The 21095-nt window shown below is 71.9% G+C and carries 17 protein-coding genes; 5 read left to right on the top strand and 12 right to left on the bottom strand.

Features of this window, described 5'->3' with window-relative positions; all coding sequences use genetic code 11:
* Positions 1–43: 43 nt before the first annotated feature.
* Entirely contained in the window at positions 44–520 is a 477-nt protein-coding gene (gene dut / locus AC0VYM_RS12690; RefSeq protein ID WP_475462409.1) for a dUTP diphosphatase, read from the bottom strand.
* A gap of 116 nt (positions 521–636) precedes the next feature.
* Positions 637–3210: a valine--tRNA ligase gene (valS, locus tag AC0VYM_RS12685; protein WP_475462407.1), complete on the bottom strand. Its 2574-nt coding sequence runs from the start codon at positions 3208–3210 to the stop codon at positions 637–639.
* Positions 3211–3396: 186 nt separating this feature from the next.
* Here valS and AC0VYM_RS12680 point away from each other — a divergent pair, with 186 nt between their 5' ends.
* Entirely contained in the window at positions 3397–3672 is a 276-nt protein-coding gene (locus tag AC0VYM_RS12680) for a DUF4235 domain-containing protein (RefSeq protein WP_475462406.1), read from the top strand.
* 187 nt (positions 3673–3859) lie between these two features.
* Here the strand turns inward: AC0VYM_RS12680 and AC0VYM_RS12675 are convergent, their stop codons facing one another.
* The 3 genes from AC0VYM_RS12675 to AC0VYM_RS12665 all read right to left on the bottom strand — a co-directional run bounded on the left by AC0VYM_RS12675 (position 3860) and on the right by AC0VYM_RS12665 (position 6536).
* Positions 3860–4156, bottom strand: coding sequence for a DUF4193 domain-containing protein (locus AC0VYM_RS12675; RefSeq protein ID WP_013153901.1), 297 nt, complete (start codon positions 4154–4156; stop codon positions 3860–3862).
* 458 nt (positions 4157–4614) lie between these two features.
* A complete protein-coding gene (locus tag AC0VYM_RS12670; protein WP_475462404.1) occupies positions 4615–5886 on the bottom strand; it encodes a sensor histidine kinase in 1272 nt (423 codons plus the stop codon).
* Positions 5883–6536, bottom strand: coding sequence for a response regulator transcription factor (locus tag AC0VYM_RS12665; RefSeq protein ID WP_475462402.1), 654 nt, complete (start codon positions 6534–6536; stop codon positions 5883–5885). Before AC0VYM_RS12665 ends, AC0VYM_RS12670 begins: the two co-directional genes overlap by 4 nt.
* Before the next feature lie 691 nt (positions 6537–7227).
* Here AC0VYM_RS12665 and AC0VYM_RS12660 point away from each other — a divergent pair.
* The gene (locus AC0VYM_RS12660) at positions 7228–7392 is read left to right on the top strand and encodes a hypothetical protein (RefSeq protein ID WP_378739480.1); all 165 of its coding nucleotides are present in this window, start codon (positions 7228–7230) and stop codon (positions 7390–7392) included.
* A gap of 151 nt (positions 7393–7543) precedes the next feature.
* On the opposite strand, the gene AC0VYM_RS12655 is transcribed toward AC0VYM_RS12660, so the two are convergent.
* From AC0VYM_RS12655 to AC0VYM_RS12645, 3 genes are all read right to left on the bottom strand, one after another.
* Positions 7544–8356, bottom strand: coding sequence for an inositol monophosphatase family protein (locus AC0VYM_RS12655; protein WP_475462400.1), 813 nt, complete (start codon positions 8354–8356; stop codon positions 7544–7546).
* A 206-nt stretch (positions 8357–8562) separates the two neighbouring features.
* Positions 8563–10605: a S9 family peptidase gene (locus AC0VYM_RS12650; protein WP_475462398.1), complete on the bottom strand. Its 2043-nt coding sequence runs from the start codon at positions 10603–10605 to the stop codon at positions 8563–8565.
* A 125-nt stretch (positions 10606–10730) separates the two neighbouring features.
* The gene (locus tag AC0VYM_RS12645) at positions 10731–11390 is read right to left on the bottom strand and encodes a GntR family transcriptional regulator (protein ID WP_475462396.1); all 660 of its coding nucleotides are present in this window, start codon (positions 11388–11390) and stop codon (positions 10731–10733) included.
* 164 nt (positions 11391–11554) lie between these two features.
* On the opposite strand from AC0VYM_RS12645, the gene AC0VYM_RS12640 reads away from it, so the two are divergent.
* Positions 11555–12403: an isocitrate lyase/PEP mutase family protein gene (locus AC0VYM_RS12640; protein WP_475462394.1), complete on the top strand. Its 849-nt coding sequence runs from the start codon at positions 11555–11557 to the stop codon at positions 12401–12403.
* Between the two features lie 81 nt (positions 12404–12484).
* Here AC0VYM_RS12640 and AC0VYM_RS12635 read toward each other — a convergent pair whose 3' ends face one another.
* Entirely contained in the window at positions 12485–13516 is a 1032-nt protein-coding gene (locus AC0VYM_RS12635) for a ferrochelatase (protein WP_475462391.1), read from the bottom strand.
* 131 nt (positions 13517–13647) lie between these two features.
* On the opposite strand from AC0VYM_RS12635, the gene AC0VYM_RS12630 reads away from it, so the two are divergent.
* Positions 13648–14946 carry a D-arabinono-1,4-lactone oxidase gene (locus AC0VYM_RS12630; protein ID WP_475462389.1) on the top strand — a complete coding sequence of 433 codons (1299 nt, stop codon included), beginning with the start codon at positions 13648–13650 and terminating at the stop codon, positions 14944–14946.
* A gap of 27 nt (positions 14947–14973) precedes the next feature.
* On the opposite strand, the gene AC0VYM_RS12625 is transcribed toward AC0VYM_RS12630, so the two are convergent.
* Complete coding sequence (locus AC0VYM_RS12625; protein ID WP_475462387.1) at positions 14974–16119, bottom strand: hypothetical protein; 1146 nt, start codon at positions 16117–16119, stop codon at positions 14974–14976.
* Between the two features lie 567 nt (positions 16120–16686).
* Here AC0VYM_RS12625 and sepH point away from each other — a divergent pair.
* Positions 16687–18132: a septation protein SepH gene (gene sepH, locus AC0VYM_RS12620; protein ID WP_475462385.1), complete on the top strand. Its 1446-nt coding sequence runs from the start codon at positions 16687–16689 to the stop codon at positions 18130–18132.
* A gap of 84 nt (positions 18133–18216) precedes the next feature.
* On the opposite strand, the gene AC0VYM_RS12615 is transcribed toward sepH, so the two are convergent.
* Together AC0VYM_RS12615 and AC0VYM_RS12610 are read right to left on the bottom strand one after the other, a co-directional pair.
* On the bottom strand, positions 18217–20439 hold the full coding sequence (locus AC0VYM_RS12615; RefSeq protein WP_475462383.1) for a PH domain-containing protein: 2223 nt from the start codon (positions 20437–20439) through the stop codon (positions 18217–18219).
* The gene (locus tag AC0VYM_RS12610; RefSeq protein WP_475463012.1) at positions 20439–21020 is read right to left on the bottom strand and encodes a PH domain-containing protein; all 582 of its coding nucleotides are present in this window, start codon (positions 21018–21020) and stop codon (positions 20439–20441) included. Before AC0VYM_RS12610 ends, AC0VYM_RS12615 begins: the two co-directional genes overlap by 1 nt.
* Positions 21021–21095 lie beyond the last annotated feature (75 nt).

The raw sequence follows: 21095 nt of genomic DNA, 5'->3' as shown, positions 1-21095 counted from the left end.
TTCTTCCGTAGGTCCCGGGATCACACCGGGGAGTGAGGGGACGTCACCGCTGCGCGGCGTGGCCCCCGGTCGAACCGAAACCACCCGCACCGCGCACCGAGTCGGGGAGCGTGTCCGCCTCGACGAACTCCGCCCGCTCCACGCGCTGGATCACCATCTGCGCGATCCGGTCGCCGCGCGCGATCGTGACCGGGGTGTCGGTGTCGGTGTTGAGCAGGGTCACCCTGATCTCCCCGCGGTACCCGGCGTCGACGGTTCCCGGGGCGTTGACGACCGTGACCCCGTGCCGGGCCGCCAGCCCGGACCGGGGGTGCACGAAGGCCGCGAAGCCGTCGGGCAGGGCGATGGCCAGACCGGTGGGGACGGTGGCGCGTTGTCCGGGGTCGAGCCGGACGTCGACGGCGGCGTACAGGTCCGCGCCCGCGTCACCCGGGTGGGCGTACGCGGGCAGCGGGAGGCCGGGGTCCAGGCGACGGACCGCGATGGTCAACCGGTCGGCTTCCAGGGATGAGGTACTCACATTCGCCGAGCCTATCGCTCCCGGGGCTCTGCCTTGGTGTCCAGCGTGCCGGAACGACGGGGGCGGGTCCGCATCGTGTTCGGACCCGCCCCCGGGGGTGTCTTCGCCCGTGTCGGCTACTCGGCGGCCTCGGCCAGGGTCACCTCGACGCTGAGATCACCGTCGTCGGTGGTCGCGAAGTCGATCCCCGCGGCGCGACCGGCGGCGGCGATGTCGCCGGAGGCCGCGCGGGCGGACTCGGCCTGCTTGCCGGAGACGCGGACGAGGTCCACCTCGGCGCGCATCGACAGCTTGGCCTCCGACTTGGCCTTGCGGACCGCGCGCAGCACCTCGGCGGTGGCGGCCAGGACGGCCGGGTCGCCACCGGCGGCCGCGGCGCGGTACTCGGCGGCGTCGGGCCAGCTCTGGGCGTGCACCGAGCCGTCCTGCCACCAGCTCCAGACCTCGTCGGTGACGAAGGGGACGAAGGGGGCGAACAGCTTGTGCAGGGCACCCAGGGCGATGAGCAGCGCGGCGCGGGCGGAGGCGCCCTCGGCGGACTCGGTGTCGTAGGCGCGGGTCTTGACGAGCTCCAGGTAGTCGTCACAGAAGTCCCAGAAGAAGCGCTCGGTGCGCTCCAGGGCCCGGGTGTGGTCGTAGGAGCGGAAGGCCGTCGTGGCCTCCTCGACCACGTCGGCGAGCGCGGCCAGCATGGCCCGGTCCAGGGGTTCGGTGACCTGGGCCGGGTCGGTGGTGGCGTTCTCACCGGCGACCGACATGACGAACTTGCTGGCGTTGAGGATCTTGATGGAGAGTCGGCGGCCGACCTTCATCTGGCCCTCGTCCAGGGCGGTGTCGGTGCCCAGGCGGCCGCTGGCGGCCCAGTACCGGACCGCGTCGGAGCTGTACTTCTCCAGCAGGGCCACCGGGGTGACGACGTTGCCCTTGGACTTGGACATCTTCTTGCGGTCCGGGTCCAGGATCCAGCCGGAGATGCCGGTGGTGTTCCAGGGCAGGCTGTCGTTCTCGAAGTGGGCGCGGACCACGGTGGAGAACAGCCAGGTGCGGATGATGTCCTGGCCCTGCGGGCGGAAGTCCATCGGGAAGACCCGCTCGAACAGGTCCTGGTCGCGTTCCCAGCCGGAGGCGATCTGCGGGGAGAGCGAGGAGGTCGCCCAGGTGTCCATGACGTCCGGGTCGCCCATGAACCCGTTGGCCCGGCCGCGCTGCTCCTCGGTGTACCCGGCGGGCACCTGGGAGCTGGGGTCGATCGGCAGCTGGTCCTCGGAGGGCAGCAGCGGAGCGTCGTAGTCCGGGTTGCCGTCCGCGTCCAGCGGATACCAGACCGGGAACGGGACGCCGAAGAAGCGCTGGCGGCTGATCAGCCAGTCGCCGTTGAGGCCCTCGACCCAGTTCTCGTAGCGCTGGCGCATGTGCTCGGGGTGCCAGGTGAGCTCACGGCCGCGCTCGATGAGCTGGGCGCGCACGTCCTCGTCCCGGCCGCCGTTGCGGATGTACCACTGGCGAGTGGTGACGATCTCGAGGGGCTTGTCGCCCTTCTCGTAGAACTTCACCGGGTGGGTGATGGGCTTGGGGTCTCCGACGAGGTCGCCGCTCTCCTTGAGGAGTTCGACGGTGCGCTCGCGCGCGGTGTGGACCGTGGCCCCGGCCAGCCTGGCGTAGGCCTCGCGGGCGGCGTCGGAGTCGACCCCCCTGGGCGGGTCCGCGATGACGCGGCCGTCCCAGCCGATGATGGGGCGGGTCTCCAGCTGGAGCTCGCGCCACCAGGTGACGTCGGTGGTGTCACCGAAGGTGCAGATCATCGCGATGCCGGACCCCTTCTCGGGGTCGGCGAGGTGGTGCGCCCGCACCGGGACCTCGACACCGAAGACCGGGGTGGTCACCGTGGTGCCGAACAGGTCCTTGTACCGCTCGTCGTCGGGGTGGGCGACCAGGGCGACGCAGGCGGCCAGCAGCTCGGGGCGGGTGGTCTCGATGTGGACCGGGGTGCCGTCCGGCTTGTGGAAGGCGACCTTGTGGTAGGCGCTGGGACGCTCGCGGTCCTCCAGCTCGGCCTGGGCGACGGCGGTGCGGAAGGTGACGTCCCACAGGGTGGGCGCCTCCGACATGTAGGCCTCGCCCCGGGCCAGGTTGCGCAGGAAGGCGCGCTGGGCGGCGGCGCGGGAGTTGCCGTCGATGGTGGCGTAGGTGTGCCGCCAGTCGACGCTCAGCCCCAGACGGCGCCAGATGGACTCGAAGACCTTCTCGTCCTCGACCGTGAGGATGTCGCACAGCTCGATGAAGTTGCGGCGGGAGACGGGGATCTGCCGCTTGGGGTCGGGCTTCTGCGGCGGCTGGAAGTCCGGGTCGTAGGGCACCGAGGGGTCGCAGCGGACGCCGTAGTAGTTCTGGACGCGGCGTTCGGTGGGCAGGCCGTTGTCGTCCCAGCCCATCGGGTAGAAGACGGCCTTGCCGTTCATCCGCTGGAAGCGCGCGACGGTGTCGGTGTGCGTGTAGGAGAACACGTGACCGATGTGCAGCGAGCCCGAGACCGTGGGCGGCGGCGTGTCGATCGAGTAGACGTCCTCGCGGCTGCGGGTCCGGTCGAAGTGGTAGACGCCGGACTCATCCCATACGTCCACCCACTTCGCCTCGATACCGTCCAGCGAAGGCTTGTCGGGCATGCGGAAGGAATGAGAGCGGTTGGTCATGCGGGCAATATTAGCCCTCCGCGCACCCTGGTCGTCCCGCTTTTCCGCCCCTGGCAGGGACGACGGGGCGGGCCGTGACGGCGGCCACCGCTGCGGGCGTGAGGGCCAGCGTGAAAGGATTCCCCCAGCGGACGTCGCGCGTCCGCGCGCACCATCGTACGCACTAGGGAACGGTGAACGATTCACATGGCAAAGAAGGACGGTGAGGTCGCACCGGTCATCATCGGCATGGTCGCGGGTTTCGCGGCCGAGTTCGTCACACGCAAGGCCCTGACCTTCGCGTGGACGCGCGCCACCGGTGAGGAACCGCCCACGGACCTGGAGTCCCCGGACGTCAGCCTCGGGCGTGCCCTCGGCTGGGCCGTGGTGGCGGGTGTGGGCGTCGAGGTGGCCAGAGTGCTGGCCGTCCGCGCCGCCCGCAAGCAGCTGGTCGGCTCCGGCGGGCGGGACCTGGAGGTCTGAGCCCCGCCCGGCCGGGCATCTCGCGACGACGGTGGACGGCCCACCACATGGGTCCAACCCACGTGCGGTCGGCCGTCCACCGTCGTTCTGCGAGCCACCGTCCGACGGTCGATCGGGTCCTGGGCCCGTACTCCTCAGCGTCCTCGGATACCGTGGAGTGTCGGTCTAGGAACCGTCGCCGCCAGTGTCAGGCGCACTCCTTGCAGACCAGCTGACCGGCGCGCTGCTCAGCGAGCTGACTGCGGTGGTGCACCAGGAAGCAGCGCGAGCAGGTGAACTCGTCGGCCTGGCGGGGAAGCACGCGCACGGCGAGCTCCTCACCGGACAGGTCGGCACCGGGCAGTTCCATGCCCTCCGCCACCTCGTCGGGGTCGACGTCGATGGTGCCGGTGCCCTTGTCCACGCGCCGCGCCTGCAGCTCCTGGAGGCTGTCCTCGTTGATGTCCTCGTCAGTCTTGCGCGGGCTGTCGTAGTCGGTCGCCATCTCTGCTAACTCCATCCCCCTCGTTTAGTGCCTCGTCGCGCGGGTGTAACGCTTGAGAGACCTTAGTTGTGCCCGAATCGGCCGACGAGTTTTCCGGTGTCGTCCGACCGTGCCCCCTCCCGGGTCACAGTCCACAGGTCAGCAGCACTTCGACGGGATCGTGACCGGAGGCGGCCAAGGTTGGGTGGCCCCTCACGGGTCGTTCCCTGCGGTACTACCCGACACCGGGTGTCTCGTAGACCCGAAAACACGCTTGCGCCCACATGCCGGACCAGCCTGGAGCACTCCCCCGAGTACGGGCGAAAACCCAGACATGCCCACGTCAGGAGGGATTCCCTCCGTGTCCACGCCCGGGGAAGCATACCCACCGCAGGTCGACACTCGTGACAGGGGTGGGCGTGTCTTCGGACACGTATAGATACCACGAAGCGGAGCGGTACGCAGCTCGGCCCCCACCTCTAGCGACGTTCGGCGTTCTCCGTCCCGTTACCCGAAGGCACGGGCAGGCACACCGTGACGACCAGACCGCCGCCCGCGCGCGGCCACGCGGTCACCACGCCCGCGTGGGCGCGTACCACCGAACGCACGATGGACAGGCCCAGACCGGCGCTGCGCCCCGATCCCACGCGGTCGCCGGAACCGCGCCGGAAGGGTTCGAACAGGCCCTCGATCTCGTAGGCGGGGATGACCTTGCCCGAGTTCTCCACCTGGACGGCGGGCATCCCCTCGTACATGCCGCTGCGGACGGTGATCTCGCCTTCGTCGACGTTGTACTTGAGGGCGTTCTCGACCAGGTTGGCCACGAGGCGTTCCAGCAGCACGGGGTCACCGACCACCGGGGCGGGCCGCAGGTCCTGGCGCAGGGAGAGCCCCGACTCGTCGATGGAGCCGGAGAGCTGGCTGAGGACGGTCCCGGCGACCTCGCTCAGGTCGACCCTGGCCTTGGACTCCAGCTCGCGGTCGCTCTTGGCCAGGAACAGCAGGCCGTCGATGAGGCGTTCGTGGCGGGCGTTGGTCTCCAGGAGGGTCTGACCGACGGTCTTGAGGTCCGGTGAGACGTCCGGGGCGCTCAGGGCCACCTCCAGGAGGGTGCGGTTGATCGCCAGGGGCGTACGCAGCTCGTGGGAGGCGTTGGCGACGAACCGCCGCTGCCCGTCGAAGGCCCGGTCGAGGCGTTCGAGCATGCCGTCGAAGGTGTCCGCGAGCTCGCGGATCTCGTCGTCGGGCCCGGACAGGGCGATGCGCTCGTGCAGGGAGCGTTCGGAGAGCCTTCGGGCGATGCGGGTGATCTTCTGGAGCGGCGACAGCGCGCGGCCCGCCACGGCGTATCCCAGGGCCACGGCGAGCAGGCCCACGAGGAACAGGGCGAGCAGGGAGAACCGGGTGACGTGGGTGAGGACCTGCTCGATGTAGTGGCTGTTCTCGATCAGCTCCGCCGGGCTCTCCTCGGCCAGGAGCGCGTTGAGCAGGACCGCGACGACCAGGTAGTTGACCAGGACCAGCAGGGAGCCCGCCGCGAAGAACAGCATCCCGTAGATGAGCGTCAGGCGGGCGCGCAGGCTGAGGTTGTCGGTGAAGCGGTGGACCGTGGCGTGCACGGTCGTGTGCGCGGAGGAGCGTTCGGCACCGTCCCCGCTCGGGGCGACGGAGTTCAGGCTGCGCCAGGTCCCGGTGTCGCCGGGACGCGTGGGTTCGACCTGTCCCGGTTCCGGTCGCTCCCCCGGTCTCACAAGCGGTACCCCGCCCCCGGAACGGTCTGGATGACCGGTGGGTCACCGAGTTTCTTGCGCAGGGTCATGACGGTGACCCGCACGACGTTGGTGAACGGGTCGGCGTTCTCGTCCCAGGCCTTCTCCAGCAGCCCCTCCGCGCTGACCACGGTCCCCTGGGCGCGCATGAGCACCTGGAGGACGGCGAACTCCTTGGGGGTGAGCGAGACCTCGCGGCCGTCGCGGTGCACCTGGTGGTTGGCCGGGTCCAGGGTGATGCCGCCCCGCTCCAGCACCGGCGGCAGCGGGGGCGCGGAGCGCCGTCCCAGGGCGTGCACGCGGGCGATGAGCTCGGCGAAGGCGAAGGGTTTGGCCAGGTAGTCGTCGGCCCCGAGGGTGAGCCCCTCGACCTTGTCCTCGACACCGTCGGAGGCGGTGAGCATCAGGATCCGGCCGTTGTAGCTGTCGGTGACCAGGGAGCGGGCGACGTCGTCGCCGTGCGTACCGGGGAGGTCGCGGTCCAGGACGACGACGTCGTAGTCGTTGACCGAGGTGTACTCCAGGGCGGTGTCGCCGTCGTAGACGACGTCCACGGCCATGGACTCCCTCCGCAGACCGACCGCGACGGCGTCGGCCAGGACCCGTTCGTCTTCGACCACGAGTACGCGCAAGGTAGTCCTTCTGGAGCTTCGGTGTCTGGAAACAAAAAGGGGGCCGCTGCCGGCGCATCCCCCAACACACCGGCAGCGGCGTTCTTGGTCCCGGCCGCGTCAACCGTTCTTTCACAGTGGAGGTAAGGAGACGGTAAACCCTCGGGTTTCCTCTGTCCCCTCGCCCCCGTGTGCCACGGGCGCTGGGCCGGGAGCCTCGCGGCTCCCCCTACTGTGCACGGGGCGGCCGCCGCCGGCGAATCCCCCAACCGTCGGCGACGGCTCAACCCCGCACATCTCAAATCTGACACATCAAGAATAAGAAACAAGTAAGCACAAGGCCTGTTCGGAAAATGTGTCTTGCGACACTCTTTACCGTCACTTGACCGGGAGGCCACGCGGGCGCGGCCGCCTTCGGAGCGCCGACCGCCCCGTGCCCCACTGAGGGGCGCTTTTTCATCTTACGGAAGCGCCCCCTCGCCCGCCGGGGAATCACGGATCCGTCACACGCGGGGGGCGGGGGTTTGACCTGGATCACAGTGCGGTAGAGGTAGGAGACGCACGCGTGGACACCGGGCACCGCCCCGGACCGCGACGGGCACGCATGTCACAGGGTCGTGACGTCTTCGATTCGTGCGCACGCGCAGGCGTGCGCATACGGATTGTGCCGGGGCGCCACCATGCCCCGGTGCCTACCCCTGGAAGAGGTGCAATGGGCGAGTTCATGGCGGAGATCAAGGTCCGTATCAACGAGACCTACCGGTCGCTCGAATCGGCGAGGGACGCCGGGGACGAGTTCCTCGCCGACACCCACGCGTCGGAGCTGGAGGATCTCTACCGCATCGCGGCCCGCAACGGCGTCGACGCCCACTCCTGAACGGAGCGGCGGACGCCGTCCCCCGCCCCCCCTGAGGGGTCCGGGGCAGGCTACGTCGGGGCGGGGCGCGCCACCTCCTCGTGAGGGGTCGCGACCCCGTCTCCCCCGCGCCCCGGGTGCCACCGGCACCCGGGGCGTTCCCGTGTCCGGGTCAGCCGTCGGTGTCGGCGCCGAGCGGCGCGAGGAGGGCGTCGAGCCGCTCGTAGAGGCCGGTGCGGGCGACGATCACCAGGTCGTTGCTGGGCGGTCCCCCGTGCGGTCCCCCCACGCGCAGGCCGGCCTCGCTGGCGACCAGCCCGGGCGCGGCCCAGTCCCACAGGTGGAGTCCGCGTTCGTAGTAGGCGTTGTAGCGCCCGGTGGCCAGGCCGGTGATGTCGACCGCCGCCGAGCCGACCCGGCGGATGTCGCGGATGTGCGGGATCACCTCGGTGAGCACCCTGGCCTGCTGGAGGCGGCGTTCGGGGAAGTACCCGAAGCCGGTCGCGACCAGCGCCCTGTCGAGCGGGACCGTCTCGGGGGCGCACAGGTCCCGCCCGTCGAGCCGGGACCCGCCGCCCAGGACGGCGTCGAACATCTGCCCGTGCGCGGGGAGGTGCACGGCGGCCGCCACGACCACGCCGTCGATCTCCGCCGCGACGGCGACGCCCCAGTCGGGGCTCCCGTAGAGGTAGTTGACGGTGCCGTCGATGGGGTCGACGACCCAGCGCACCCCGCTGGTCCCCTCGACCCCTCCGCCCTCCTCACCGAGGACCGCGTCGTGCGGTCGGGCCGCGAGCAGCCGGTCCCGGACGAGGTCCTCGGTGGCGCGGTCCATCTCGGTGACGACGTCGGTGGGGCTGGACTTGGTGTCCAGGACGGTGATGCCCTCCTGCCCCTTGGCCGCGAGCTCTCCGGCCTCGGCCGCGACAGCGACGGCGAGGTCCCGCAGCTTCTCCGGATCGTGGGGGGACTGGATGGTGGTCACGGGTGCCCTTCCGCTCGTGGCCCCCGGGTCCGTCGTGCCCGGAGCGTCCGCACCCGAACTCTATGCGGCGCCCGCGCTCCCGCCGGAGGCGGCGGACGGCGGCCGCCGTGAACGGCGGAGGAGGGCCCCGGCGTGTGCCGGGACCCTCCCAGGGGCGCGTCCGCGTGTGTCGCGGGCGGGAGCCGGGGCGGGCGTCCGCCGACGGCCTAGAGCAGCTCGGGCCTGATCCACTCCTTGCCGTGGACGTGGTGGTCCAGGAAGGCGAAGATCGTCTCGTACCAGACCTGCGCGTTGCCCGGGGTGAGGATCCAGTGGTTCTCGTCCGGGAAGTACAGGAACTTGGCGTCGACCTCGTGCAGGAGGAGGTCGCGCCACAGGCGCAGCCCCTCCCCGATCGGCACCCGGTAGTCCTTGTCACCGTGGATGACCAGCATCGGCGTACGGATCCTGTCCGCGTGCAGGTGCGGCGAGTTCAGCTGGTAGCGCTCCGGCTGGGCCAGGGGCGTGCCGAACTCGCTCTCCCAGACCGGCGGGTAGTCGGTGGTGCCGCTGAACCCGTCCAGCTGCCACAGGGAGGCGTGCGAGACGATGGCCTTGAAACGGTCGGTGTGCCCGGCGATCCAGTTGGCCATGTACCCGCCGAACGAGCCGCCCATCATGGCGGTGTGCTCTGCGTCGATGTCCTCACGGGCCTCGGCGGCGTCGGTGATGGCCATGACGTCGGCGTGCGTGCGCGGGCCCCACTGGCCCCAGGCGCGGCGGAGCATGTCCTGGCCGTATCCGGTGGACAGCGCGGGGTCCGGGAGCAGGACGGCGTAGCCGCGGGCCGCGAGGATCCACGGGTTCCAGCGCCAGGACCAGCCGTTGAAGCTCATGTAGGGGCCGCCGTGCACCCACAGCATGAGCGGGGCGGGCGACTCGGCGGAGGCCTCCTCGGGCAGCACCAGCCAGGAGCGGACGCGGGTGCCGTCGTCGGCGGTGGTCTCGATCTCGGTGAGGGTGCCCGGCATGGTCAGCTCGGAGCCGGGGGTGCGCAGGTACGCGGGCTGGCCGTCGGTGGCGTCGGCGTCCAGGCGGACCGGGGTGGGCGGGGCGTCCCAGGCGTCGCGGAGGGCGAAGACGTGGCGGCCGTCCGGGGACGGGTTCAGGGCGCTGTAGGCGCCGTGGTCGCCGGTGATCCGGGTGAGTTCGCCGGTGGCCACGTCCAGGCGGAAGACCGGGCGGCGACCGTTCTGGTCCGCGATGAGGAAGACCGTGCCGGAGTCGGCCGACCACGCGTAGTCCCGGGGCCACAGCTCGTGCTCGGGCAGCAGGTCGCGGCCCTCACCGGTGGCCAGGTCGGTGATCCACAGCGTGGCGTCGCGGGGCTCGCCGTCGTAGCTGCCCTCGGTGCTGGCCTGCGTGAGGACCCTGGTGCCGTCCGGCGAGACCAGGGGGCCGCCGAACTCGTACACGGTGTCGGGGCCGCCGACGACGGTGCGGCGCTCGCCGGAGGCCGTGTCGATGGCGACGACCTCGTCCCGGCGGGCCCCGCCCGAGGTGGGCACGGACCAGCCGGTGAGCAGGGTGGAGCCGTCCGGGGTCAGTTCGGGGGCGGAGCCGAGCAGGGACAGGCCCGCGTCGGAGGTGAGGTCGCGGGGTTCACCGAGGCGGGCGTCGTCGTCCTCCGGCGGGGTGGCCGTGAAGACGCGGGGGTGGTCGGGGCCGATGTCGCTGTCCCAGGAGCGGACCGGGAGCGCCTCGTGGAGGATCGCGGTGATCCCGGCCTCCTCGCGGGCCTTCCTGGCCTCGGCGTCGGCTTCGGCGTCCTCGGAGCGGGGCAGGAGGTTGCTGGTGAAGGCGACCAGTCCGGAGTCACGGGCGACCGTGAAGGCGCCGACGCCGCCGGGCCGGGAGGCGACCTGGCGGGCCTCGCCGCCGTCGGCGGGCAGCAGCCACAGGGCGGACCTGGGCTTGTCCTCGCCCTTGGCCTCGGGGTCGACCCGGCCGGTGGTGAAGAGCACCGAGCCGTCGGGGAGGAACTCGACGTTGGACTCGCCCTTGGTGGAGCGGGTCAGGCGTCGGGGGGCGCTCCCGCCCTCGGACTCCGGGGCCACGTCGATCTCCCACAGCGCGCTGCGGAAGGACTTGGCGTCAGGGGCGATGTCGCTGACGGGCGCGACGAGGCGGGTGCCGTCGGGGGACAGGCGCAGCCCGTTCACGCGACGCAGACGGACGTATTCTGGAAGTTCATACCAGGAACGAACCAAGACAGTTACTCCCGAAAAGGTCGACTTGTGGTCTGAGCCGACCCTACCGTTCCCGGTGACCTGAATCACCCCACCTCAGAGGCGGTCAACATTGTTGACAGGGGGGCGCCCGGGAGACGGGATCCTCAGGAGGCGGCCTCCGTTCCACCGCCCATGACGCCCAGGATGTGGCGGAGGCTGTTGTTCACGTGGTCGGACGCGGCCCGCGCCGCCCTCTCCTCGGCACCCTCGCTCACGGCGGCGCAGATCAGGGCGTGCTCGCGGGCGCTCAGCGCCATGCGGGCGGGAGTGCGGCGCGCGACGCGGCGCAGCCGCCGCAGGTGCTGGCGGACGGAGGTGAGGGAGTCCGCCAGGTAGGGGTTGGCAGCGCCCTCGGAGACCTCGGCGTCCAGGCGCTCGGTCAGGGCGTAGTAGTCGGCGTCGTCGACCCCCGAACCGTCCTCGAACCGGGAGCACCACTCCAGGAACCGCCGCTCCAGCTCCGCGAACACGGCGCGCTCCTCGGCGCGGGCGCACAGCCGGACCGCGTAGGCCTCCAGGGCCTCGCGCATCTGGAACTGGTGCACGACGTCCCGGAGGGCGATCTCCGTGACGAAGGCACCCCGGCCGGGGCTGATCCGCACCAGGCCGTCCCGGGTGAGCCGGTGCAGCGCCTCGCGCAGGGGTGTCCTGGACACGCCGAGGCGTTCCGCGAGGCGGGTCTCGTTCAGGTGGGTGCCCGGGGGCAGCTCCCACTCCACGATCTCCTCGCGCAGCCGCCCGTACACCAGATCGCCCTGTCCCACCCGTGCTCCTCCCGGGTCCGTGCCGGAGGCCCGGCGCCGTCCGACCACGCCGCTTGACATCGTCCATCCTGCCGGTCCAAGCTCTGACCAGATTGTATACAAGCGGTATCCAGGGCGTGCGCCGACCGGACCACGCCCTGGAGACGAGGAGAGGGGCCCGGGAAATGAGGGCGACCACACGGCTGCGCGCACTGGTCGAGGGGGACGGCACCCACGTCGCCCCGGGGGTGTTCGACGGGCTCACCGCCCGCCTGGCCGAACGGAGCGGCGCCGAGCTGGTCTACGCCAGCGGCGGTGCGATCGCGCGGGGCCACGGGGTGCCGGACATCGGCCTGCTGGGGGTGACGGAGGTCGCTGACCGGCTGGCCCAGATCACGGCGGTGACGTCGCTCCCGGTCATCGCGGACGCCGACACCGGGTTCGGCAACGCCGTGAACGCGGTCCGCACTGTGGGGCTCTTCGAGCGGGCGGGCGTGGCCGGGCTGCACCTGGAGGACCAGACCTTCCCCAAGCGCTGCGGTCACCTGGACGACAAGTCGCTGGTGCCCACCGGCGAGATGGTGGGCAAGCTCCACGCGGTGCTGGACGCGCGGAGCGACCCGGACCTGGTCGTGATCGCCCGCACGGACGCGATCGCCTCGGAGGGGGTGGACGCCGCGTTGGAGCGTGCGCGCGCCTACCGGGACGCCGGGGCCGACGTCATCTTCGTCGAGGCCCCCGAGAGCGTGGAGCAGATCGAGCTGATCGCCCGGGAGGTCCCCGGGCCCAAGCTGATCAACATGTTCCACGGCGGGAAGACCCCGGTCGTGCCCCGGGAACGCCTGGCCGAGCTGGGGTACCGCCTCGTCATCATCCCCTCCGACCTCCAGCGGGCGGTGATCAGGGCCTGCGAGGACGTGCTGGCGGCGATCGTCCGCGACGGAGACAGCTCGGCCGTCGCGGACTCACTCGCGTCGTTCGCCGAGCGTGAGGAGATCGTCCGGACCACGGACTACCTCGCGCTCGGAACCTGAGACCGGTCCCCCGCCGGCGCGAACCGCGCCGGTGCGGGGGTGACCCGTCCGGGGGCGCGGTCCCGGGCTACCGGGTGGGGGTCAGCGCTGCGCGCAGCACTGGCCGCCGCCCTCGGCACAGGGCGGCAGGGAGGTCAGCCGCCGCTCCTCGGTGCGGCCGGTGTACTCGCGCACCAGCTCGGTCACCATCGACACGAACGCGGGGTGCGTGCCGGGGCTGAGCGCCCGCTCGTAGCCGATCCCCAGCTTCGCGGCGGTGTCGCGGGCCTCCACGTCGAGGTCGAACTTGACCTCCATGTGGTCGGAGACGAACCCGTGCGGGACGACCACCACGGCGGGGACGCCCTCGGCGGCCAGCTCCTCCATCCGGTCGTTGACGTCCGGCTCCAGCCAGGGCTGGCTGGGCGGGCCGCTGCGGCTCTGGTAGACGAGCTCGTAGGGGTAGGCGCGGTCCAGGCGCTCCACCACCAGGCGCGCCACCTCGGCCAGCTGGGCCCCGTAGGCGCCCGCCTCCCCGTAGCCCTGACCCGGACCTCCGCTGGCCTCGGCCATCGCGGTGGGGATGGAGTGCGCGGAGAACAGCAGGCGCACCCCCTCGCGCTGCTCCTCGGGGAGTCGCTCCAGGCACTCCTGGGTGTACTGCGCCAGGGGACCGACGAAACCGGGGTGGTCGTAGAACGGGCGGATCAGGTCGACCTCGGGGGCGTCCTCACCGAGCGCGGCGAGGGCGCGCTCGATGTCCTCGTGGTAGGCGGTCCGGCTGGACCAGTTGCAGTAGGCGGAGGTGGGCAGCGCCAGCACACGGCGCACACCGTCCTTGCGCATCTGCTCCAGAGTGTCGGTGAGCATCGGCTCCCAGAACCGGTTGCCCCAGTAGATCGGCAGGTCGATGCCGTGGGATTCGAAGTCGGCGGTGACCGCGGCGAGCAGGTCCCGGCACTGCTGGTTGATCGGGCTCACTCCACCGAAGAGGAAGTAGTGCTCACCGACCTCCGCCAACCGTTCGCGGGGGATGTTGCGCCCGCGGGTGACGTTCTCCAGGAACGGGATGACCTCGTCCTCGCCCTCCGGGCCACCGAAGGAGATCAGCAGAAACGCGTCGTAAGGCCTCATGCACCTCATGAAACCAGCTCCCCGCGACCTCCTCGATCCGCCCCGGCCCGAGTGACGGGACTTTCGTACCTTCCGTGACCAGCGACACTCCTGGTCTGTTCACGGAAGTGACCGATGGGTAATGTCGCCGCATGACTGATGTGTTGTGGCACACCTGGGCCGACACCCACCAGGCCCGCCCGCGCCGAACGGCGACCCCCGACAGCACCCAGGACGTCGTCTCCGCCGTCACCTCGGCGGCCGCGGAGGGCCTGCGCGTGCGCATGGTCGGCTCCGGGCACTCCTTCACGGACGTGGCCGTCACCGACGGTCTGCTCCTGGCTCCCACCTCACTGAACCGCGTACGGTCGATCGACGTCGGGGCCGGGACCGCCACCGTCGAGGCGGGAACGCCCCTGTGCGACTTCAACGACGCGCTGGCCGCCGCGGGTGTGGCCCTGTCCAACATGGGTGACATCGCGGTGCAGACCGTCGCCGGCGCCGTGCAGACCGGAACGCACGGCACGGGCCGGGACGCGGGCGGCCTCGCCAGTCAGGTCGTGGGACTGGAGATGGTCCTCGCCGACGGATCCGTGGTCGAGTGCTCGGCCGAACGCGACCCCGACCTCTTCCACGCGGCCAGGGTCGGCCTGGGCGCGTTCGGCGTGGTGACGGCGCTGACCTTCGCGGTGCGTCCGGCCTTCCTGCTGCACGCCCGGGAGGCGCCCATGCCCCTGGACGAGGTACTGGAACGGCTCCCGGAGCTGCGCGCGGAGAACGACCACTTCGAGTTCTTCTGGTTCCCGCACACCGGGAACACCAACACCAAGCGCAACAACGTCTCCGAGGGACCGGCCGCGCCGCTGTCCGCCTTCAAGGGCTGGCTGGACGACGCCTTCCTGTCCAACACCGTCTTCGACCGGATCAACCGGGTGTGCCGTCGCTTCCCGTCGACGGTCCCCACGGTGAACCAGATCAGCTCGCGCGCCCTGTCCGCGCGGACCTACACCGACGTCTCGCACAAGGTGTTCGCCTCGGTGCGCGACGTGCGCTTCGTGGAGATGGAGTACGCCGTCCCGGCGGAGCACCTGGTGGACGTGCTGCGGGAGGCCAGGTCCATCGTGGACCGGGGCGACCACAGGGTGAGCTTCCCGGTGGAGGTGCGCTTCGCCCCGGCCGACGACGTGTGGCTGTCCACCGCCCACGAGCGCGAGACCGCCTACGTGGCGGTGCACATGTACAAGGGAACGCCCTACGAGGCGTACTTCTCCGACATGGAGGCGGTGTTCACCTCCGTGGGCGGGCGTCCGCACTGGGGCAAGATGCACACCCGCGACCGCGCCTACCTGGAGGGCGTCTACCCGCGTCTGGGCGACGCGCTGGCGGTGCGGGACCGGGTGGACCCGCACCGCCGGTTCGGCAACGCCTACCTGGACAAGGTGTTCGGGTAGGCGTTGCCGGGTCGGGACGGTGTCCGGCTAGCCGACGGGGGTCGTGGCGGGCTCCGGGGCGGGGTCGCCCTCGGGCTGGGGCCGGGTCCCGGGGTCGGGTGCCTCTCCGCCGCCCGGGTCCACCGGCTCTTCCCCGTCCACGGGAGGTGCGGTCGGGTCGGTCTGCCCGCCGCCGGGCGTCTCCGGGTCGGTCTCGACCGGGGGCGTCCCGGTCTCGGGGCCGACCGGCTGCTGCTCGGTCTCCGGACGCTGGGTGCCGGTGTCGCCCTCGTCGGCGGGCTGGTCCCCGCCGCCGTCGGTCTCGGGCGTCTCGACGGGCTCCTCCTCGTCCTGCACGGGCGCGGAGTGGCCGCCGAGCAGCGAGGGCGAGGTGTGTTCGTCCTGCCCCTGGGTCCAGGCCGTGAGCGACCGTCCGGTGGCCAGCTCGAAGGCCAGGATCACCAGCATGACCAGGGTGAACACCGCCGCGGCCGAGATGACCACGGTGCGCCAGCCGCGCCTGGGGCGCTCGTCGTCGGACTCGTCGTCCGTGTCGGGGCCGGACGGGTCGGAGGGGTGTCCGGTGCCACGTCCGACCGCGGGGAGGAGTTCGGTGGCGTCCGCTCCGGCGGGTCCGCCGACGAGGGTGAGGTCCTCGGGGTTGCCGAAACCGTGCGCGACGGTCTGGCCCGGCAGGTCGCGCCCGACGGTCGGCATGGCCATCGTCCGGGTGGCGTCGTCGTCCTCGGGGAGGTCGAACGGCTCGGCGGTCCCGGTGCCGGTGTCGAACCCCGTGCTCACGAACCCGGCCTGCTCGAACGCGGCCGTCCGGGTCGCGGACAGGTGTTCGTCGGCGCGGGCCTCGGCCTCGGTGTCGACCAGGGAGCGCACCGCGGTGTGGTGGGCGGCCTTCTTCTCCGCCTTCTCCGCGAGCCCCTTGGCCTGCTCACCGCTGCGGGTGATCCAGTGCTGGATCACCGGTGCGGCGCTGGTGCTCAGCACGGCCATGACGCCCGTGCCGATGACGGTCCCGTAGACGTTCAGGTAGGAGGCGGCGGTGGCGGCGGTCAGCGTCGCGACCCCGGCTCCGGCGACCTGGGCCAGGCTCAGGTCGATCCGCCGCTTCCTGACCCTCTCCTCCTCCGGGCCCTCCCCTCGTGCCTCGAACTCGTCCTCGTGATCGGGTCTTGGCATCGTGCCCTCCCCCCTCTGTCGGCCGCGGTCGGCGCGGCGGGGCACTTGGTCGTGGGATGGGTGTGTGGTGGGGCAGACACACCCGAAGACCCCAAACTTCGCAAACAGCCCATAAGTGGAAACTTCACCTTACGGGCGACTAGCCGCTGATAACGCCATGAAATTGGAATGATCACTGTGTGGCATCCAACGGCGTGTCGAGTTGCGAACGAGGGGTCGCATCATGTTGGGACCTGGTCCGAGATCTGAGTTTTCCCCAGGCCTGGGGGGATTCGAGGCGCCCGGGATACCATCACGGCGGAGCCTTCGTGCGGGATCCGCGACATTCCCCCACGATCGCTCCCGGTCACGGAAGGTTCACCGTGTCAAGATTGGCACCGGAAGTGACCATAAGAGCCCCGAACCCGGGGCGGCTCCCACCGTGGTGTCCACCACGGGCCGGGAGGCGGGCACAGTTCGGACATGCCGGGCGCGGTACTGGCCGAACCGTTGTCGGCCGACCAGACTTGGAGAACGTGGGGGAAGGTCCACCGGACCGACCCTCGACGGGACGCGAAAGGGAGGGCGATGCACGAGCTTCGCCTCGTGGCCGTGAGCGAGGACGGCACCTACCTGGTGCTCGCCAGCACCGGCCGTGGCACCCGATTCATGCTGCCCGTCGACGACCGCCTCCGGGCCGCGGTACGCGGCCAGTTCTCCCGGCTCGGCCAGTACGAGATCGAAGTGGAGAATCCGTTGCGCCCCAAGGAAATCCAGGCCCGCATCCGGTCCGGCGAGACCGCGGAGGCCATCTCCGAGATCTCCGGGATCCCCATCGAACGGGTGCGCTGGTTCGAGGGACCCGTCCTCCAGGAGCGCGGGTACATCGCACAGCAGGCCCAGCGCGCCACCGTGCGCTCCCATGGCGAGACCGGCCCGGGCCCCTCCCTTGAGGAGGTGGTCACCAAGCGGATCGGCGCCCACCAGCTGGAGACCGGCGACGCCGAGTGGGACTCGTGGAAGCGGGAGGACCGCTCCTGGCAGCTCAAGCTGGTCTTCCTGCACGATGGCGACGAGCGGGTCGCCCACTGGCTGTACGAGCCCAGACACAACAGTGTGACCCCCGCCGACGAGGAGGCCGCCCGGTTCTCCTCCAACGAACCCCTGGAGGCCCTCTCACCGCCGCCCGGGGCCAACGTCACACCCTTCACGCCGCGACGCGGTGAGACCACCGACCTGCCCCGCCTGGACGCGCAGTCCGCCGCTGAGCGACGCCCCGACCACGTCGCCCCGCGCCGCCTGTCACCCGCGCAGGACACGCCGTTGGACGACCCGCTGCGCCCCGTGGCCCGCCAGACCGAGACCGACCAGTTCGGGGTCCCGATCCGTGAGGAGCGCCGCCGTCCGGCGCCGTCGCGGCAGGAGCCCGAGCCCCGACGCGCCTTCGAGGCCCCCGGTGACAGGTTCGCCGGCCAGCGGAACGAGATGCCGCCCGCCGCGCCGCTGCCCGAGGCCCCGAGGCACGCCGCGCACCGCGCCGAACCGGCCGCGCGGCGGTACGCCGAGCCGACCGACCCGCCGCCCGCGCGCCCCGAACCCCAGTGGTACGAACAGCAGCGCCCCGAGCCCAGGGGACCGGTCTTCGAGGAGAGCGCCTCCGCCGTCCACGAGGCCCCGGCCCGCCCCGAACCGCTCAGGCACGAGGCGCCCCACGAGCACCGTCAGCGTCCGGAGCCTCCCGCGGCGCCGGACTGGCTGGACGCCCGGCCCGCCCCGGCGCCCCAACCCGAGCCCGCCGAGGCCCCGGCCGAGGACGCGCAGCAGCGGCCGCGCCGCCGCCGGGCCACCATCGACCTCAACGACAAGGGCACGCCGCGCCGCGCCGCCGACCAGGGGCCGCCCACGGCCCCGGCGGTCCCGGCCGCGTCCAGCGGTTCTCCGGCCGGTGGAGCGGCGAAACGCAAGGGTCGGGGCCGTCGGGCCTCGGTGCCCTCATGGGACGAGATCATGTTCGGCTCCAAGAAGAACGAGTGAGCACACCCGGCCCAGGAGCCGGGACCCCGACGGTGAGGGGCGGTCGCACGACGCGACCGCCCCTCACTGTCGCGTTCGGCCCCGTCACGCGTTCCCGGTTCCGGTTCCGGGCTCCTCCTCGACCAGGAAGGGGCGCACCATCTCGGGGGTGATCCTCGCCGCGAACGCCACGGACTCGTCGATCGAGGCGTCCTGGGCGGTGTAGCCGCCCGTGCCCGCGCCCACGGTGACCTGGAGACTGGCCAGAGACGCACGGCGCTGGAAGAGCGTCTGGGTCCAGGACCAGCCGATCACCGCCGTCCGCTCCACCGTGGCCTGGGAGCGGGACAGGGAGCCCGATCGCACGCTCACCCGTTCGCCGTCGTAGCCGTGCCCCAGCGAGCGGTAGCGGTCGATCCCGAGGGGCACCCCGAGCACGGCCAGGACCCCGGCGGCCACGGCCAACCAGGTGACGTCGAAGTAGACGGCCACCCCGGCCACGACCGCGAAGGGCAGGACCGCGCGGGTCAGGCGCCGGAAGAGCGCGGCGCGGGGGTGTCGGACCAACCGCCCCCGGAACAGGGTCAGCGCCCGGTCCACCACCGGCTCCACCGTCGACCGCGGACCGAGCGGCAACAGCACGGCACGGGTGGCGGCGTCGCCCAGGCCGGTGACGATGGCGCGCAGACCCACCACCCCGCGGGTGCGTTCGAGGGGGTTGTCCTGGAGTTCGTACCCCCGGATCCGCCGCTTCTCCAGGGTGACGCTGCGCCGGGTGAACAGGCCGCGCTCGGCCACCAACGAGCCGTCCCGGTCCCGCAGGGAGAAGCCCCAGTGGGTGAGGGCGTAGGAGACGACCGCGAACACCGGCATCAGCAGCACCAGCACGCCCACGAACACCGCCGCGAAGAGCACCAGGAAGGCACGGTCCGCCGTGGTCACCCAGTCGATGAAGAAGTCGGTGACCATCTGGCCCGCCGACTGCTGCACCATGCCGAACAGGGTCGCCACGACCACGAAGGGGGTGACCAGGTAGCCCAGGCTGAGCGCCCCGTACAGGTACCAGCTCCGGGGCATGGTGAAGTACGTGACGGTGTCCTCGGGCCCCGGGCTCGTGCCGCCCGTGCTCGCGGTGCCGTCGGCCCCGGTCGCCTGCGGTCCGCTCCCCTGTTCGGTGAGCACCGCCTTGCGGTGCAGCAGGACCCGGCGCAGCCGCTCGGCCTCCTCGGCGGAGACGGCGTCGAGTTTGCCGTCCTCGGTCGCCCCGGCCGAACCGGCGGCGGCCTCGATCCGGACCACGGCCACGCCCAGCACGCGGTGCAGCAGGGTGCTGGTGACGTCCACCCCCCGCACGCGTTCCAACGGGATCGTGCGGCGCGAACGCCGGATCAGGCCCCTGCTGATCTCGACCCGGTCCTCACCCACCTCGTAGCGGAAGGTCCGCCAGGTCACGAACCCGCCGATGAGCAGCACGACGATGCCCATGCCGGTCGCGGCCAGCAGCCAGGGGTTGAACCCGCCCAGCACCAGACCGACGAGGACCGGCAGGAGGAGGCTCCTGAGCTGGTTGATGGGTCCGACCACCATGCTGCGCGGACTGAGCCGCTGCGCGGTCTCCGCACCGAAGCCCGTCGAGGGAGCGCCCTCGGGGGGCTCGCCCCACCAGGACCGCGCGGCCCCGTCCGGCCCCGGAGGCACGGGGTGCCACGGAGCGCCCTGCGGGTACGGCGGGTTCGTCGGGTTCCAGGGCGCGGACGGTCCACCGGGGCCCCGGCCCGCGTGGCCGGGTCCGCCGCCGTGGCCGCCCTGGTGGGGGCCGGGGCCCTGGTGGGGGCCAGGGCCGTGGCCGCCCTGGTGGGGGCCGGGTGCGGGTGCGGGCCACGGCCCGGGGTACCCGGTGGGTCCGGGATCCCCGCCGGACCAGGTGTTCGGCCCGGGGCGTCGAGCCGGTCCCTGGTCGGGCCGGTGGCCCGACCAGGGACCGGACTGTCCGGGCGTCCCCGGCTGAGGGCCGTGGCCGGACCAGGTGCTCGGCCCGGACGCGGGACCGGACCTCGAGTCAGGGCCGTGACCGGGGTGACCGGTGGGCCCGTAGTGGTCGCCGGACCAGGTGTTCGGGCCGGGGCCTGGTGGGGTCCCAGGGCCGGGGTGGTCGCCGGACCAGGTGCGGGGACCGGCGACGGGCGGGGTCCCGGGGCCCGGCGGGGTCGGCCCGGAGGGCGTGCTGCCCGGGGCGACCCAGGGCCGCGCCTCCCCGGCGGTGTCGGAGTCGGTGGGGTCGGTGCCGGGCTCGTCCGGCTCCTCGTGGCGTCCGTGCTGTTCGTCCATCAGGTCGCGTCGTCCCGCAGGGTTCCGGCGCGCACGGCCAGCTCCTCGCTGAGCCTGCGGGCCTCGTCGGCGTCCAGCCCCTCGATGGTCGAGGAACCGGCGAAGGAGGCGGTCTGCACTTGCAGTGTGGCCACCCCGAAGATCCGTTCGAGCCACCCCTGTGTGTGGTCCACGGTCTGGAGCCGGTTGACCGGGACCAGCTGCCAGGCTCGGCTGATCCACCCCTCACGGGTGTAGATGACGTCGTCGGTGACCTCCCAGCGGTGCACCCGGTACCGCCAGGACGGGACGATCGCGATCTTGGCCACGGCGTACGCGGAGTAGGCCACCGGCAGCGCCCAGGCGTTCCGCGAGGCCCACTCCGGGATCCAGCTCCAGGGCGCCGCGCTCGCGGCCCAGGCGACCAGGCTCAACAGGACCAGGTTGAAGACCGCACCGAAGAGCAGCCGGAGCGTCCACACTCCGATCGCACGCCCGCTCACCCTGCGCGACGGCGGCCGCAGCCGTGCGGTCCCGGCCGGTCCGGGTGGATCGGGGAACTGTCCCGAGGGGGGAATGGCGTCGTGGGGCGGGGTGTTCATCACGTGCACGAGTCTAGGACGTCCCACCCGGACCGGGACGGACGCCAATGATGTCAGGGCGGGGCGAACCATACT

This window comes from Nocardiopsis sp. iso_237 (assembly GCF_056173345.1).
The sequence above is the reverse complement of the archived record's forward strand: the minus strand, read 5'-3'. Positions and strand labels throughout refer to the sequence as shown.